The organism is Collinsella aerofaciens ATCC 25986 (assembly GCF_964237925.1).
Lineage (GTDB): Bacteria > Actinomycetota > Coriobacteriia > Coriobacteriales > Coriobacteriaceae > Collinsella > Collinsella aerofaciens_BJ.
In genome coordinates this window covers 13,500-28,996 of sequence record NZ_CAXSKI010000010.1, presented here as the reverse complement: position 1 = coordinate 28,996, position 15,497 = coordinate 13,500, and the positions used below count along the sequence as shown (strand labels likewise).

11 protein-coding genes are annotated in these 15,497 nt (G+C 62.3%); 4 read left to right on the top strand and 7 right to left on the bottom strand.

What is annotated here, in order from left to right; genetic code table 11:
• Positions 1–119: 119 nt before the first annotated feature.
• Complete coding sequence (locus ACESWY_RS06150; RefSeq protein ID WP_117746673.1) at positions 120–1,010, top strand: ROK family protein; 891 nt, start codon at positions 120–122, stop codon at positions 1,008–1,010.
• Between the two features lie 113 nt (positions 1,011–1,123).
• Here the strand turns inward: ACESWY_RS06150 and ACESWY_RS06145 are convergent, their stop codons facing one another.
• From ACESWY_RS06145 to argS, 4 genes are all read right to left on the bottom strand, one after another.
• Positions 1,124–1,573, bottom strand: a complete 450-nt coding sequence (locus ACESWY_RS06145) for a VanZ family protein (RefSeq protein WP_373093360.1) — start codon at positions 1,571–1,573, stop codon at positions 1,124–1,126.
• A 7-nt stretch (positions 1,574–1,580) separates the two neighbouring features.
• Complete coding sequence (locus ACESWY_RS06140; RefSeq protein WP_373093358.1) at positions 1,581–2,981, bottom strand: hypothetical protein; 1,401 nt, start codon at positions 2,979–2,981, stop codon at positions 1,581–1,583.
• A gap of 310 nt (positions 2,982–3,291) precedes the next feature.
• A complete protein-coding gene (rho, locus tag ACESWY_RS06135; protein ID WP_271760696.1) occupies positions 3,292–5,718 on the bottom strand; it encodes a transcription termination factor Rho in 2,427 nt (808 codons plus the stop codon).
• Between the two features lie 664 nt (positions 5,719–6,382).
• Positions 6,383–8,236 (bottom strand): arginine--tRNA ligase, encoded by a 1,854-nt coding sequence (gene argS, locus ACESWY_RS06130; protein ID WP_138112803.1) that lies wholly within the window; start codon positions 8,234–8,236, stop codon positions 6,383–6,385.
• Positions 8,237–8,578: 342 nt separating this feature from the next.
• On the opposite strand from argS, the gene ACESWY_RS06125 reads away from it, so the two are divergent.
• Positions 8,579–9,064 (top strand): CarD family transcriptional regulator, encoded by a 486-nt coding sequence (locus ACESWY_RS06125; protein ID WP_138112805.1) that lies wholly within the window; start codon positions 8,579–8,581, stop codon positions 9,062–9,064.
• A gap of 107 nt (positions 9,065–9,171) precedes the next feature.
• Positions 9,172–9,771, top strand: coding sequence for an HD domain-containing protein (locus ACESWY_RS06120; RefSeq protein WP_138112807.1), 600 nt, complete (start codon positions 9,172–9,174; stop codon positions 9,769–9,771).
• 70 nt (positions 9,772–9,841) lie between these two features.
• On the opposite strand, the gene ACESWY_RS06115 is transcribed toward ACESWY_RS06120, so the two are convergent.
• Positions 9,842–11,128 carry a glutamate-5-semialdehyde dehydrogenase gene (locus ACESWY_RS06115; RefSeq protein ID WP_138112809.1) on the bottom strand — a complete coding sequence of 429 codons (1,287 nt, stop codon included), beginning with the start codon at positions 11,126–11,128 and terminating at the stop codon, positions 9,842–9,844.
• A 112-nt stretch (positions 11,129–11,240) separates the two neighbouring features.
• Here ACESWY_RS06115 and ACESWY_RS06110 point away from each other — a divergent pair, with 112 nt between their 5' ends.
• Positions 11,241–12,659, top strand: coding sequence for an alpha/beta fold hydrolase (locus tag ACESWY_RS06110; RefSeq protein WP_138112811.1), 1,419 nt, complete (start codon positions 11,241–11,243; stop codon positions 12,657–12,659).
• Positions 12,660–12,758: 99 nt separating this feature from the next.
• Here ACESWY_RS06110 and proB read toward each other — a convergent pair whose 3' ends face one another.
• On the bottom strand, positions 12,759–13,886 hold the full coding sequence (gene proB / locus ACESWY_RS06105; protein WP_138112813.1) for a glutamate 5-kinase: 1,128 nt from the start codon (positions 13,884–13,886) through the stop codon (positions 12,759–12,761).
• 80 nt (positions 13,887–13,966) lie between these two features.
• Positions 13,967–15,472 (bottom strand): nicotinate phosphoribosyltransferase, encoded by a 1,506-nt coding sequence (locus tag ACESWY_RS06100; protein ID WP_138112815.1) that lies wholly within the window; start codon positions 15,470–15,472, stop codon positions 13,967–13,969.
• Between the last annotated feature and the right edge of the window lie 25 nt (positions 15,473–15,497).

The window sequence follows — 15,497 nt, the reverse complement described above, 5'->3', positions numbered from 1 at the left end:
ACCAAAGAAGCCCCGCACCGCCCGCCGCGTTGCGAGGCTTCTTTCTATAGCGCTTTCTTAAATGGTTTAGAGCTCTATACTTTAGTCACGGAGCAACTCGTCCCAGAGAAAGGAATACTATGGCAGAGCAGCAGCTTATCGGAGCGCTCGAGGCCGGCGGCACCAAGATGGTCTGCGCCACGGGCTATGCGGACGGTACGGTCCTGGAGCGTGAGCAGATCGCGACCACGACCCCGCAGGAGACCGTCGAGGCCGTCAACGCGTGGTTTGCCGACAAGGGCATCGCCGCGCTGGGCATCGGCGCCTTTGGCCCCACCGCAGTCAACCCTGCCTCGCCCCAATACGGCAAGATCCTGGAGACGCCCAAAACGGCATGGCGCTACTTTGACCTGCTGGGCACTATCCAAAACGAGCTCAATATCCCCTGCGGCTACGATACCGACGTCAACGTCGCCTGCCTAGGCGAGGTCACGTTTGGTTGCGCCAAGGGCCTTACCGATGTGGTCTACCTGACCATCGGCACCGGCGTGGGCGCCGGCGTGCTCTCGGGCGGTAAGCTCGTGCACGGCATGATGCATCCCGAGGCCGGCCACATCCTGGTCACGCGCGACCCGCGCGACACCATCGGCGAGCATAGCGCCTGCCCCTTCCACGACAACTGCCTCGAGGGCCTCATCGCCGGCCCCGGCGTTAAAAAGCGCTGGGATGGCAAGAGCGCCGGAGACATGGCCGATGACCCGGAGGCCATGGACCTGCTCGCCGGCTATCTGGCACAAGCACTCATGACCTACACGCTGTGCTACGCGCCGCAAAAGATCATCATCGGCGGCGGCGTGGCCGACCACACCCCCATCGTGCCGCTCGCACGCAAGAAGTGCGCCGAGATGCTCAACGGCTATATCGTCACGCCCGAGGTCAACGACATCGATAACTACATCGTCAACAACAGCCTCGAGGGCAAGCAGGGCATTATGGGCTGCCTGGCCCTGGGCGCACAGGCGCTTCAGTAGCAGACGCACCCACAGGGCGTGGCGCGCTCGGCAAATCCAACCTACGGAACGACGCCACCACGCCCCATATAAGCCCTCAAATAAAAAAGGCCGCCTAGGACCAAACATACGTCCTAGGCGGCCTTTTTGGCACATATGAGCGATCGTAGTAGATATCGGAGCACAACGCCCGTTGCCGCTCCACAGCAGTCGATCATCACATCGGTGATCATGCCGGCGCGTCCCGGCACAAAGAGCTGAATCGTCTCGTCGATCGAGGGAATCAGCAGCAGGAACACCGCCGTGGGCAGCAGCACGTCAAAGGTGCGCCGGCCCTCAAAATCAAAGGCGTGCGTTGCCAAGATGCCGAGCACCATATACTCGGTAAAATGCGCGCACTTGCGAACAACAAAGTTGGTCACCCATTCATATGGAAGTCCCACGCTGTGCAGGAAACCGCGGATAGCTTCCATGACCGTTAGGCTCAGCGAGCCCGACCCCGAGCCGGGAACCAGCGAATTGCCCCAGATCAAGAGCGCCATCAGGCAGGTTACAACCGCCCATTTTCGATTGATCTTAACCATGCAGAAGTTATGCCTCCGCACGGAGCGGCGCGAAGCTGGCGGTACCGCCCTCGATAACGCTCAGATAGGCACGGCCCGTACGCTTGGCGGTTGAGGACTGCAGGCGCTCGATCTCTTCCTCGAGGATCTGATTGACGCGCTCGTGACGACGGTTTTCCATAATGCCGGCGGCAATAGCCTCGGCCCGCTCGATGCTCTCGCGCGAGATACGGGCAGTATCCTCGGGGAACACAGCACTGTGACGGCCGACATAGGCGGGGGCAGCAGGCTGAGGGGCAGCGACGGGAGCGGGGGCTGCAACAGGAGCAGGCTCGTCAATCTCATCCAGAATCGCGGTGGCGGCGGCCCACATGTCCTCGTGGCCCGAGTAATCAGCCATGGGGACATCAACCTCGAGCGAGGCGTCCGGAAGGTCGCCGGTGTCGATGCGATCTTGGACATCAATCGATGCGGTGATGGCTGCAGGCTCATCGAGGTCATCAAGATCGATGTCCGCGGCACCGGAGATGATAGGCATGCTGGCGAGGTTTGCATTGTACGGCGCAGCCTCAGCCGCCTGCTGCTGGGCAGGAGCGCCCCACAGCGAGCTTTCGGCGGCACGGCGGGCGGCAACGGCCTCCTCGTCCGCAGTCATGGCTTCATCAACGTACGAATTGTCGGCAGAAGCGTTCGCGTCCGCCGAGGTAGCGTTGTAGGCGTTATTGGCTGCCGCGTTGGCAACGAGTGCCACGAAAGCCGCCGTGCTGCCCGCAGGAGCGGCCTGGGAACCAGACACAGCGCGTGCCGCGGCGGCGATGTCGTCGCGATTGAAGGAGCCGGTCTGCCCGCCGTTGGTGAGCTCGTCGATGGCGACTTGATAGACGTCGCGCGAGTGTGCAGGGTCGCAGCTCACCGGCGAATCGTCGTCGAGCATACTGTCGATCATGGACCAAGCCTCGTCCTCGTCCATAGCATCTGCGGCTCGAGCGATGGTAGGAACACCATCATCGGCATGACGGCGCTGGAACGCACCAGTCAGGCCGGAAAGGAATGCCGAGGTAGGCTGCTCCGCCTGAGCCTGAGAAGCAGAAGCCGCAGCGTAAGGAGTCGAATCCTGCTGCTGAGCTGGAATCGAGGCGGTCTTGAACTCGCTTTGATGCTGATTGAGATTGGCGGCACCGCCCATGGCATCGGGTTGGAACAGACGCTCTTCACGCTGCGCACGATACTCGGAGATACCCAGCGAGGCGGCATAGATACCCACGCCCGCCACCGCGCCCACGGCGAAGGGAACCGCACCCGCCACGACCGTCTCGTTCACAGACGAAAACGGCAGCGTCGCGGCATACATAACCACGGGAGCGGCAAGGCCGATCCCGCACGAAAGTCCTGCAAGGACTGCTCGTTGTGTTGCATCAGAAGAAGCCATGAGCTCTCCCCATCTTCCAGCACCCAAATCGCATCATTCAGTTGGCTGCGCGAGAGAAGATGAAGCGGGGCTATGCCCCAAAGCAACGGTATATGGTTCGTTTCATCTGCGTTTTCCGTCGCGAAGCTTAAAAGCTATTATGCGAAACCGCCCTGTCGATTGCAAGCGACGATGTCGGATTGAAACGGGAAACCTGCTGCTTGCCAGTCTTATGGTCGATAACTGGCGCCGAGTGGCGATATAAAAAGGGCCGAGGCGCAAGCCCCGACCCTTCATCGCGCCGGCAATAACGCCGCGTGCGGTTGACGACTTAGAACGTCTGCTCGTAGTCGCTATGCTTTTTGGCCGAACGCACCAGGAACTCCTGGTTGGTGTTGGTGCCCTTGAGGCCCTTGATAAACGATGCGGCCGCGCGCTCGGTATTGTTCATGCCGGCGAGGATGCGACGCAGACCAAAGACAAACGGGCGCATCTGCTCGTCGACCAGCAGGTCCTCGTTGCGCGTACCCGAGGCAACAGGGTCGATGGCCGGGAAAATGCGGCGATCGGCCAGGTCGCGGTCGAGCTTGAGCTCCATGTTGCCGGTACCCTTGAACTCCTCAAAGATGACCTCGTCCATCTTGGAACCGGTATCGATGAGTGCGGAGGCCAGGATGGTGAGCGAGCCACCGTTCTCGATATTGCGGGCTGCACCCAGAAAACGCTTGGGCGGATACAGTGCCGCCGAATCAACGCCGCCCGAAAGGATGCGGCCTGAGGCGGGCGCCGCCAAGTTGTAGGCGCGGGCAAGACGCGTGATGGAGTCGAGCACAACTACAACATCGCCGCCCAGTTCCACGATGCGCTTGGCGCGCTCGATGACGAGCTCTGCCACGCGAGTGTGGTTGTCGGCGGGCATATCGAAGGTCGACGCCACAACCTCGCCCTTGATGGAACGCTGCATATCGGTGACCTCTTCGGGGCGCTCGTCGACGAGCAGGCAGATGAGGTGCACCTCGGGGTTGTTAATCGAGATAGACTGGCAGATTTTCTTGAGGATCGTCGTCTTGCCGGCCTTAGGCGGGGACACAATCAGGCCACGCTGACCCTTGCCGATCGGCGACACGATGTCGATGGCACGACCGGTAATGGAATCCTTGCCATGCTCCATGCGCAGCGGCTCGTTGGGATAGACCGGGGTGAGGTCGCCGAACTTGGGGCGATTGCGAATCTGCTCAGGATCCATGCCGTTGACGGTCGTGATCTTGGCGAGGCCGGCGCGCTTGTCGCCGCCGCGCGAAGGACGCAGCGAGCCCTCGATGACATCGCCCGTGCGCAGACGCGCGGAACGGATGAGGTATGCGGGCACGAAGGCGTCGTCGTTGGACTTCATGTAGCCATGGGCGTGGATGATGCCGGAGCTGTCTGGGCGAATCTGCAGAATGCCCTTGATATCGCGGAAACCCTCGGCCTTTGCGGCGGTAGTGTAGATCTCCTCGACGAGCTCGGCCTTCTTCTTGCCGGTCGTCTCGATCTCGAACTCCTTGGCCTTCTCGCGCAGCTCGGCGACCTTCATGGCCGCGAGCTCCTCGCGCGAAAGCGTGGGCTCAGTCGGAGCGGCATTGCGCTCCTTATTGCGCTGCTTGCGGTCGCGCTGACGGTTGCGGCGATCGTTGTTACGCTCGTCCTTGCGCTCGTTGCGGTCATTACGCTCGTCGTTGCGCTTGTGCTGACGGCGGTTGGGGCGAGCGCTCTCTTCGGTCTCGACGGGGGCGGTGCCATCGGTTGCGGAGGCGTCTTCGTTAGCCGAAGCATCATCGCTGGCCTCGGCATTGGAATCGCCCTGCGGCTCGGCCTCGGCATGCTGCTCGACGGCCTTGGCCTTAGCGGACTTCTTGCGACCGCGCTTGGGCTTCTCGGACGCAGACTGTTCGACGTCTTGGGGCTCGGCGGCATCAGTCGATGCATCGGCGGTCGTCTCGGCGGAAACCTCGGACGCACCCTTCTTGGCAGCCTTGGCCTTGGACGTGCGCTTAGCAGCAGTACGATGGCTGCGACCAGGACGGACGTCGGCGGGCTCGACATCGGCAGAAACGGCCTCGGAAGTCGTAGCATCCTGGACGGGCGCGTCGGCAGCGGTTGCAGGCTCGGCGGTCGCCGCAGCATCCCGAGCGGCGGCGGCTGCGGCTGCGGCCTTCTCGGCCTCGACGAAAGCCTTGGGCTTGCGACCGCGACGGTGCGGGCGCAAAGCCGGATCGACAACGGGAACTTCGCTGGCCTCGACAGGCGCAGCGGGCTCAACAGGCGATGTGCCCTCCCCTGCCGCAGAACGGACCGAAGCCTCAGTGAGCTCGGGGGTTACCTGATCGGCAACCTGCTCGGCCTTAGCAGCCGTGCGACGGCGTGTGCGCGGTACCGGCTTCTCGGTCGGCTGGTCGGCGACAGGGGTCTCGGTGGCGGCAGGCGTCTCGGGCACAGACGGAGCTGCAAGCTCGGTCAGAGCCGCGGCCTCGCGCTCGGCAGCACGACGGCGGGCGCGCACCACCTGAGCCTCGCTAATCTGCGCCAACGCACGTGCCTGCGCGACCTCATCGGAAATCGGCGCCGAGGAGTCAGCTGCAACGGTGCGCTTGACGCGCGTCGTGCGCGTGGTACGGCGCTTGGGCTTGGTGACCTCCTCGCCGTCAGCAGCAGGCTTGGCCGTGCGGCGCGTACGCTTGGGCTTTGCCGGAGCAGCCTCCTCACCAGTTGCAGGCACGGCCTTCTCAGCCGTTGCAGCCTTAGGCGTCTCAGGAGCCGACGTTTGCGCGGGCGCCGCGACTTGGTCCGACGCAACCGGTGCAGCGGGAGCGGCTTGCGTCGTCGTTATTTCGTTTTCTTGCTGTTGATCAGACACAGTGTTTGCTCAACTTTCTTTTCAAGCCCTGTGATCACATGCTCCCTGCATAAACCTTCAGGGCGGCTAAACAGTCTAGTTCCGTTCAAAACGACGGACATCATTGATCTGTATCGAGATGATTGCGCCATATACGCAGCGTTAGTGTAACACAACCGCCGCCACCTGCAACTTAGTCATTGGGAACGCTCTTAAACGACTAGTCAAAAGGGACACTCTTTGGTTTAACACCCACAAATCTGACTGCCTCCGCCAAAACTATGGCGGTTTACTACGATGAATCGCTCAACCGCGACCACTCCGAAACTTGTTGAACTAAAACCGCAGGTAGATGCCTTGCACTTTTTGCGAAAAGCCGGCGTGGTTGGAATTTCTCATTTCATCGTAGTAAACCGGCATAGTTTCGTATTTCCAGCAGTTCCAAATTCGTCAATACGTCGGCGTTTGCAAAAAGCCCGACCTCCGTGGGAGATCGGGCTTTCAAGGCTTAGTTAAACCAAGTCTGTACGGTCAAATGACTCGCAGATTACATCTGCTCGGGCGCGGAAACGCCAACAAGGGTGAGCACCAGGGCGAGCGTCACGCGGACGGCGTCGCAAGCGGCCAGACGGGCACGCGAAAGCTCGGGGTCGACGGGACGGCCCTCGCTCGGCAGAACCTGGCAGGCAGCGTAGAAGCTGTGGAAGTCGCCGGCGAGTTCCTCAGCAAAGTGCGTCAGACGGAACGGGGCGCGGTCGCGAGCGCAGCTGGCGATGAGGTCGGTGAGCTCGTTGAGCTTACGCGAAAGGGCGAGCTCGGTCGGGTCGGTCAGCAGCGAGTAATCGACGTTCTCACCGATGGCCTTGGCGGCGACGGCCTTCATGCCCATCTCGTCAGCCTGCTCGGGCGTAACGTCAGCGGCACGGCGCAGGATGGAGCACACACGGGCGTGAGCGTACTGCACGTAGTACACCGGGTTGGAGTTGTCGCGTTTCTTAACGGCCTCAATATCGAAGTCGACCATCTGGTTGGAGCTCTTGGAGATGAGCGTGTAGCGAGCGGCATCGGAGCCGACCTCGTCGACGAGCTCCTGCAGGGTCACCATGGTGCCCTTGCGCTTGGACATACGGACGGGCTTGCCGTTACGCAGCAGGTTGACGAGCTGGCCCAGCAGAACCTCAAACTTGCCGGGGTAACCGAGAGCGTCGCAGACGCAGCGGACGCGCTCGATGTAGCCGTGATGGTCGGCGCCCCAGATGTCGATGACGTGGTCGACGCGCTGGAACTTATCCCAGTGATAGGCAACGTCGGAGGCGAAGTAGGTGTACTCGCCGTCGGACTTGATCAGGACGCGGTCCTTGTCATCGCCCAGGTCGGTGGAGCGGAACCACAGGGCGCCGTCCTTGGTGTAGAGGTAGCCCATCTTGTCGAGCTTCTCAAAAGCGCGGTCGACGGCGGAGGTGCCGGCGGTCTCGCCCTCGGTGTCCTTCACATACAGCGAGCGCTCGGAGAACCAACGATCGAAGTCGCAGTTAACGGCATGGCAAAGGTCGCGCATGTTGTCGACCATCTTTACATAGCCGCGCTCGCGGAAGCCCTCCATGCGCTCCTGCGGATCGGCGTTGACCCACTTATCGCCGTCGGTGCGCCAGAACTCGGCGGCCTCGTCGATGATGTAGTCGCCGCCGTAGGAGTCCTTGCCCAGGGTCTCGGCAAAGTTATCCTGGTACGGATGGGTCTCGGGATGCTCGTCGTTCTCGTCGGCAACGAAAGCGTCGCGGTCGGCGATCAGCAGCTTGTGAGCCTCGTCGATATCCACGCCCTGCTTGGCGATGATGTCGGCAAGCTGCATATAGCGCGTGCTGATGGAGTTGCCGAAGGTGTTCATCTGAGAGCCGTGGTCGTTGATGTAGAACTCACGCTGGATGTCGTAACCGGCGTGGTCCATAACACGGCAGAGCGAGTCGCCCAGCGCGGCCCAGCGGCCGTGGCCGATGTGCATGGGGCCGACGGGGTTGGCGGAAACGAACTCGACCTGGGTCTTCAGGCCACCACCGACGTTGGACTTAGCGAAGTCCATACCCTTCTCGCGAGCCTCGCCAAAGATGGCATTCTTGACGGCAACGGAGAGGTAGAAGTTGATGAAGCCGGGGCCTGCGATCTCGACCTTCTCGATCGCGGGGTCCTCGGGCATATGGGCAACGATGGCCTCGGCGATCTTGCGCGGGGCGCAGTGGGCCAGCTTGGCGGACTTCAGGGCCATGGTAGAGGTCCACTCGCCATGAGAAGTGTCAGCCGGTCGCTCGATAGCGCAATCGTCAAGTTCAAATGCGGAAAGGTCGCCGGCCTCCTGGGCCGCAGCAAGCGCAGCGCGTACCAGCTCTTCAATCTTCTCGGGCATAGATCCTCCTTGTGTTAAAGCCCCCGAGCTCTTGGTCACTCGTAGGGCAAAAGCCAGAGTTTGTAGCACTCTATCACAAGCGACGGGCACTGTCGCAGGGTAAAGCCAATCGATATTGCATATGCACAAAATTGACTACAGCTTGTATGGAGTCACTCAAAGATGCCGGTCTGCCTGCAGATTATGCAGGCGTTGAAAATGCATAAAGGTGTGAATGAGCTGCGTCTGTTATCGAATACTCTTACCTATCAGAGTTGTGTGCTTTTCCTGCATAAAGTAAGGGTTTGCGCACGTCAGCGTGTTATTCTAGACATACGTAAATTCGTATAAGTTGGAGGTAGCATGTTCTCAATCGGTCAACACGTCATTCATCCGGGCCAGGGAGTCTGCACCGTCGTCGGTTTTAGGGACGACACACCGCAGCCCATGCTGCTGCTCGAGACCAAGCAGGGACATGCGCAGACGATCCTCATGTACCCCGTGGCGCAGGCCGACCGTTTGCACGCCGCCATCTCGCAGCAAGATGCCGAGCACCTGCTGAGCCACTATGACGAGCTGGAGTGCGACACCTTTACCGAGCGCAACAGCTCGCTTGAGGAGACGCACTTTAAGCAGCAGCTCAAGCTGGGCGCGCCCGAGACGGTCCGCGTGGCAAAGACCATGATGTACCGCATTCGCCAGGCCGAGGAAGCTGATAAAAAGCCCAGCTCCTACTACATGCGCGTACTCAAGGAAGCCAAGCGCCGCTCCATCGAGGAGTTCGCCGTGGCCTTGGGCGTCACCGAGGAGGCCGCCGAAGCCCGCCTAGCCCAAGCCGCCCTCAACTAACCCAACCGCGCCAAAACCACCACAAAGGGGACAGACACCTTTGTGGTGGTTTTCTTGTTCTAGTAGTATTCATTCTTATCGATACCCACGAGCACAAGGAGTCTCCTATGGCAGAGCCGCTTACCGCCGGAATCACCCGCGACCGCGCGTTCGAACTGCTCAACGAGCACAACAAGGACCCGTTCCATATCACCCATGGCGAGACGGTCGAGGGCACTATGCGCTACTTTGCGCGCGAGTTCGACCCCGAGAACGAGGAGTTTTGGGGCATCGTCGGTCTGCTGCACGACCTGGATTGGGAGGAGCATGAGGACGACCCCATGAACCACACCATCTATGCTGCCGAGATTCTTAAGGGCGAAGGTGCGTCTCCAGAGCTCATTCGCGCCATCCAGACGCACACGTCCGACTTCAACACCTCGCTGCCCAAGCCCGAGCTGCAGATGGAAAAGATCCTGTTTGCCTGCGATGAGCTCACCGGCCTGATCGGCGCTGCAGTCATCATGCGCCCGAGCAAGAGCGTTATGGACTTTACGACCAAGTCGCTCAAGAAGAAGTTCAAGGACAAGTGCTTTGCCGCCGGCTGCTCGCGCGACGTGATTTCGCAGGGCGCCGAGATGTTGGGCTGGGAGCTCCCCGAGCTCTTTGACCGCACCATCGCGGCCATGCAGTCCTTCGCCCCCGACCGCGATACCTTCCAGGCCTAACCGCCCACGCCACCTAAAACCACCACGAAGGGGACAGGCACCTTTGTGGTGGTTTTCGTTTACGAGGGGTTTAGGGGCGGACCTGGCCGGTGCCGCGGAGCTTGTATTTGTAGGTGGTGAGGGCCTCGGCGGCAAAGGGGCCACGGGCGTGGAGTTTTTGGGTCGAGATGCCGATCTCGGCGCCCAGGCCAAACTCGCCGCCGTCGGTGAAGCGCGTGCTGGCGTTGGCGTACACGGCCGAGGCATCGACCGCATCCAGGAAGCGCTCGCAAGCATCCGTGTCCTCGGCAACGATGGCCTCGGAGTGCATCGTGCCGTAGCGGTTGATGTGTGCGATGGCCTCGTCCTCGCTCGCCACGACCTTCACGCTCATCTCGAGCGCCAGATACTCGCGACCCCAGTCCTCCTCAGTCGCGGCAACGTAGTCATCACCCTCGGCAAGCCCGGCATCGGCGCATGCGGCGCAGGTTGCCTCGTCGCCGTGAATGAGCACGCTGTGGTCATGCAGCACGGTCACGACCGCGGGCAAAAACGCATCGGCCACAGCACGGTCGACCAGCAGCGACTCGGCGGCATTGCACACGCCTACGCGCTGGGTCTTGGCATTAACGATAATGTTGAGCGCCTTATCAAAGTCGGCGGATTCATGCACGTAGATGTGGCAGTTGCCCGTGCCCGTCTCGATCACCGGCACAAGCGACTCGCGCACGCAGCGCTGGATCAGGCCTGCACCTCCGCGCGGAATGAGTACGTCGACAATACCGCGGAGCTTCATGAGCTCGCCGGTGGCCTCGCGGTCGGTGGACTCGATCATCGACACGGCCTCGCGCGGGAAGCCCTTGGCCTCGAGCGCATCGGCCAGCAGCTCGGCGATCATGGCACACGAGTGATAGGCCAGCGAGCCGCCGCGTAGAATGCAGGCGTTGCCGGTACGGATGCAGATGCCTGCGGCGTCGGCCGTCACGTTGGGGCGCGCCTCGTAGACCATGGCGACCAGGCCCAACGGCACGCTCACGCGGGTCAGGTCCACACCGCTCGCAAGCACGCGGTGGTCGAGCACGCGGCCGACGGGATCGGGCAGCTCGGCGAGCTTTTCCAGGCCGGCGGCCATGCCCTCGACGCGCTCAGGCGTCAGCAGCAGACGGTCGAGCAGACCGGCCGAAGTGCCCGCATCGCGTGCGGCGGACATATCGAGCTCGTTAGCGGCGACGATGGAGTCAACACCGTTGCGCAGTGCTGCGGCCATGGCGCGCACGGCCTCCTGACGCTGCTCATCGCTCGCCGTGGCAAGCGAGGCCGACGCTGCCTTGGCGGCAACGGCAAGATCGTGGACATACGTGGCTATATCGACCGACATGGGCGGCCCTTTCTCCTAGAAGTTTGCAACCATGGTAGCCGATTTGCGCATGGCCTCGCCCGCGGCGGTAGAATTGGTCAACCCGAAACACCGCAACGAACGGAAGACTCACATGGCCCTCATCACTTCGTACCACGTCCCCGGCCTTTATGTCGAGGACCACAGCATCGACGTCCCCCTTGACTGGCGCGGCCTGGAGCCGATGCTCCTGGCCGTCGGCAGCACCATGCGCCGCGGCGCTATGCCGGCACCAATCGCCGGCGCGCCCGAGAGCATCAAGCTCTTCTACCGCGTGGTTTGCGCGCCTGACCGCATCAACGACGATCTGCCGCTGCTCCTGTTTTTGCAGGGCGGCCCCGGCGGCGAGAGCCCGCGTCCGCTGTCGCCTACAAGCGACGGCTGGATCGAGGAGGCCGTCAAGCACTTCCGCGTGGTCCTTCCCGACCAGCGCGGCACCGGACGCAGTAGCTGCGTGGACGGACGCACGATCAAGGCACTGGGCGATCGCGCAACGGCCGCCGGCGCCGATACAGCACGCTCGCAGGCCGACTTCCTCAAGCGCCACCTCGCCAGCTCCATCGTGCGCGATTTTGAGTACCTGCGTCTGGTGGGCTTTGGCGGCAAGCCCTGGGTCACGCTCGGCCAGAGCTACGGCGGCTTTTTGACGTTGAGTTATCTGTCGCTCTTCCCCGAGGGCGTGGCGGCGAGCTTTACCTGCGGCGGCATCCCCCACGTGCCGGCGAGCGCCAGCGAGGTCTACGCGCACACCTTCCCGCGCATGGCCGCCAAGACGCAGCAGTATTACGACCGCTACCCCGCCGACGTCGAGCGCGTGGCAGCCCTGGCCGATGCGCTCGAGGCACAGAAGCCCGTGCTGCCCGACGGCTCGCCGATGACGGTCGAGCGCCTACAGCTCATGGGCAGCGACTTTGGCATGAAGCCGAGCTTTGAGCGCATGCATTGGACTATCGATCACGCTTTTGTTACTGACGACGGTACGCTGAGCTGCGGCTCCTCGGTATCCGACAGCTTTTTGATGCGCGCCTTCGAGCGCACCAACACACGCACGAACCCGCTGTACTGGACACTGCAGGAGTTTATCTACGCCGACGGCGACACCATGCCCATTCGCTGGGCCGCAGCAGAGGAGAAGGCCCATCGTGCCGAGTTCGACACACTCGCGCGCCCGCTCATGTTTACCGGCGAGGCCATGTTCCCGTGGATGTTCGAGCAGATGCCCGAGCTCAAGCCCTTCAAGCCCGCCATGGACCTGCTGATGGAAGACACCAGCTGGGACAAGATCTACGACCCGCAGCGACTGGCGTGCAACGAGGTGCCCCTGCAGGCCGCGGTGTATTTCGACGACATGTACGTGGATTCGGGCCTGCAGCTTGATACGCTCAGCCGCGTGGGCAACTCGCATGCCTGGGTGACCAACGAGTTCGAGCACGACGGCCTGCACGGCAGCGTGGTATTCAAGCACCTCTTCGACGAGGCCCTCAACCGCGGAGACCTGCGCCGAATCTTCTAGCAAAGGAGTGTCCCCACCTGCCGGCACAAAAGAAACGTCCCCAGGTGCCGGCACGAGAAAGACAGCGCTGCGGGAAACGATCCGCAGCGCTGTCTTTCTTTATGCAAATACGATCAAGTTATCCCTGTGTATCGCCGGCTTCTCGGCCAGGTTAGCGAGCAGGCGGTTGCTGGCGATCTGGTCCTGGCGGCGACCGGCAGCAAGTTCCAGCACGTCCGAATCGGCCTCGGCGATACCGCGGGCGACAACCATACCGCTCGGGTCGCACACGTCGAGCACATCGCCCTCGGCAAACTGGCCATCGACCTCGCGAATACCCACCGCAAGCAGGGAAGAGCCACGGCTGACCAGCGCCTTCGCAGCACCATCATCGACCGTCACCGAGCCATGCGCCTTGTCGCCCAGTGCGATCCACAGCTTGCGGGGTGCGATGTCCAGACGCTCCGCCGGCGGATCGAACAGCGTGCCCACGCTCTCGCCGCGGGCGAGGCGCACGAGCGCATCGGGCTCCTCGCCCGAGCAAATCACGCTCTGAATGCCCGCCGTCATCAGGATGCGGCTCGCGCGAATCTTGGTAATCATGCCGCCCGTGCCCACCGATGTGGAAGAATCGCCCGCCGAGGCAATAATCTTGGCATCGATCTTATGCACGACAGGAACAAACTCGGCCGTGGGGTCCTCATGCGGATTGGCAGTATAGAGGCCATCGATGTCCGAGAGCGTCACGCACAGATCGGCAGAAACCAGGCAGCTCACAAGCGCCGCCAGTGTGTCGTTGTCGCCGAACTTGATCTCATCGACGGTAACGGTATCGTTCTCGTTGACGACCGGCACCACGCCAAGCTTCACCAGGCGCAGCAGGGCGTCGCGCGCGTGCAGGTAGGACGTACGGCGCGCCGTGTCGTGACGCGTGAGCAGCACGAGCGAGGTGAGCAGGTCGCGCGCATGAAACTCCTCGTCGTAGGCCGACGAGATAATGCACTGGCCGGCCGAAGCGCAGGCCTGCAGGCTCGGCAGGTCGCCGACCGGCTTACGGTCGAAGCCCAGCACGGGATAGCCACAGGCGATAGCGCCCGAGCTCACCACGACCAGACGCCAGCCGAGCTTGCGCAGCGCTGCGGCCTGATCGGCAAGCCCGCCGATAAAGGCGCGGTTGACCTTGCCGTCGGCGCCCACCACCGTGGACGAACCGATCTTTACCACCATCGTTTTATAAGAAGTCGTCATACGTCAAACCAATCGACTGTTCAGCGAACGGGCGAACGGGCGAGCGAGAAAATGATACGTTTTCCTCCGTCGCATGCGGATCATTTTGCCCAGGGGAAAGCCGAGGCCGCGGCCATGTTCTTGCGCACGAGCTCGTCGCGCACCTGAGCCAGGCCCTGCTCCATGCCCACCACATAGGTCTGCGGGTACAGAAAGCGCTTGAAAGCTGCGTCCAGATGATCGAGCGCCCAAGCACAGCGCTCGCGCGCGTCCTGGATGCTCTCACGCGGAGCCACCGCACTGCCATCGCGCACGATCGGCACCAGCAGCTCGCGATACTCAAGTTCGGACACGTCGGTCACCAGGGCGGCATCATTCACGGCCACGAGGGTATTGCCGCGCGCGGCGCCCTCCCCCGCCAGATGGCCCTCGTCGTAAATCATGTCGCAAACCGGGCCGCCAAAACCGTCGTAATAACGACGCACGCGTTGCACGCCCGGGATCGTGCGCTTGTAGGGCTGCTCGGAGAGCTTGACCACCGGCGTCCATGGATCTGCCTCGCTCGCACGGCGGGCGGAAAGCTTGTACACGCCGCCCAGCGCCGGCTGGTCATAGCAGGTCGCAAGCTTGGTACCCACGCCAAAGCTGTCGATGGGCGCGCCCTGGTCGAGCAGCGACTGAATCGTGTACTCGTCCAGATCGTTGGAAACCGAGATCCCCACATAGGGCAGGCCCTCGGCATCAAAACGGCCGCGAACATACTTGGAGAGCTTGGCGAGGTCGCCGGAGTCGATGCGAATGGCCGACAGGCGCTCGCCCACCGCTTCCATCTCCTTGGCAACCGTAATGGCATGTTCGCAGCCCTCGCGCACGTCATAGGTGTCGATGAGCAGCGTGCAGTTCTTGGGGCTCGATTTGGCAAAGGCACGGAAGGCCTCGAGCTCGGAATCGAAGCTCATCACCCAGCTGTGCGCATGCGTGCCAAAGACGGGAATACCGTAGCGGCGGCCGGCGAGCACATTGGACGTAGAGGAGCAGCCGGCAACGTAGCTCGCGCGCGCAACGGCCAGGCCGCCATCGGGACCCTGGGCTCGGCGCAGGCCAAACTCCGCCACAGGGCGACCGTCGGCGGCGAGCACCACGCGCGCCGTCTTGGTGGCGACAAGCGTTTGGAACCCGACGATGTTGAGCAGCGCCGTCTCGAGCAGCTGGCACTCGAGCGCAGGACCGGTGACGCGCACCATGGGCTCGCGCGGAAAGACGAGCTCGCCCTCGGGCACGGCGTCGATATTTACATGCGCACGAAAATCGCGCAGGTAGTCGAGGAATGCGGACTTGAACATCGCGCCGCCGGCCGGGGCCTCAAGCGATGCGAGGTAGTCGATATCCTCGGGCGTAAAGCGCAGGTTCTCGACCAGCTCGGGCAACTCGGCGGTGCCGCACATGACGGCATAAGCGCTGCCAAAGGGATGGTCGCGGTAAAACGCGGTAAAACAACCCTGCTCATTGGCCTTGCCGCTCTCCCACAGGCCCTGGGCCATAGTGAGCTCGTACAGATCGGTGAGCATTGCAATGTCGGTGGGATGCGAGATGTCGGTCAAAGCCATGGGGCGACCTTTCGGATGTGTGGTG

Excerpts from the sequence above, each read along its gene's own strand:
- ACESWY_RS06145 (WP_373093360.1), bottom strand. The coding sequence starts at position 1,573 with ATGGTTAAGATCAATCGAAAATGGGCGGTTGTAACCTGCCTGATGGCG.
- ACESWY_RS06100 (WP_138112815.1), bottom strand. The coding sequence starts at position 15,472 with ATGGCTTTGACCGACATCTCGCATCCCACCGACATTGCAATGCTCACC.
- ACESWY_RS06120 (WP_138112807.1), top strand. The coding sequence starts at position 9,172 with ATGGCAGAGCCGCTTACCGCCGGAATCACCCGCGACCGCGCGTTCGAA.
- argS (WP_138112803.1), bottom strand. The coding sequence starts at position 8,236 with ATGCCCGAGAAGATTGAAGAGCTGGTACGCGCTGCGCTTGCTGCGGCC.
- ACESWY_RS06115 (WP_138112809.1), bottom strand. The coding sequence starts at position 11,128 with ATGTCGGTCGATATAGCCACGTATGTCCACGATCTTGCCGTTGCCGCC.
- ACESWY_RS06110 (WP_138112811.1), top strand. The coding sequence starts at position 11,241 with ATGGCCCTCATCACTTCGTACCACGTCCCCGGCCTTTATGTCGAGGAC.
- ACESWY_RS06125 (WP_138112805.1), top strand. The coding sequence starts at position 8,579 with ATGTTCTCAATCGGTCAACACGTCATTCATCCGGGCCAGGGAGTCTGC.
- ACESWY_RS06150 (WP_117746673.1), top strand. The coding sequence starts at position 120 with ATGGCAGAGCAGCAGCTTATCGGAGCGCTCGAGGCCGGCGGCACCAAG.
- proB (WP_138112813.1), bottom strand. The coding sequence starts at position 13,886 with ATGACGACTTCTTATAAAACGATGGTGGTAAAGATCGGTTCGTCCACG.
- ACESWY_RS06140 (WP_373093358.1), bottom strand. The coding sequence starts at position 2,981 with ATGGCTTCTTCTGATGCAACACAACGAGCAGTCCTTGCAGGACTTTCG.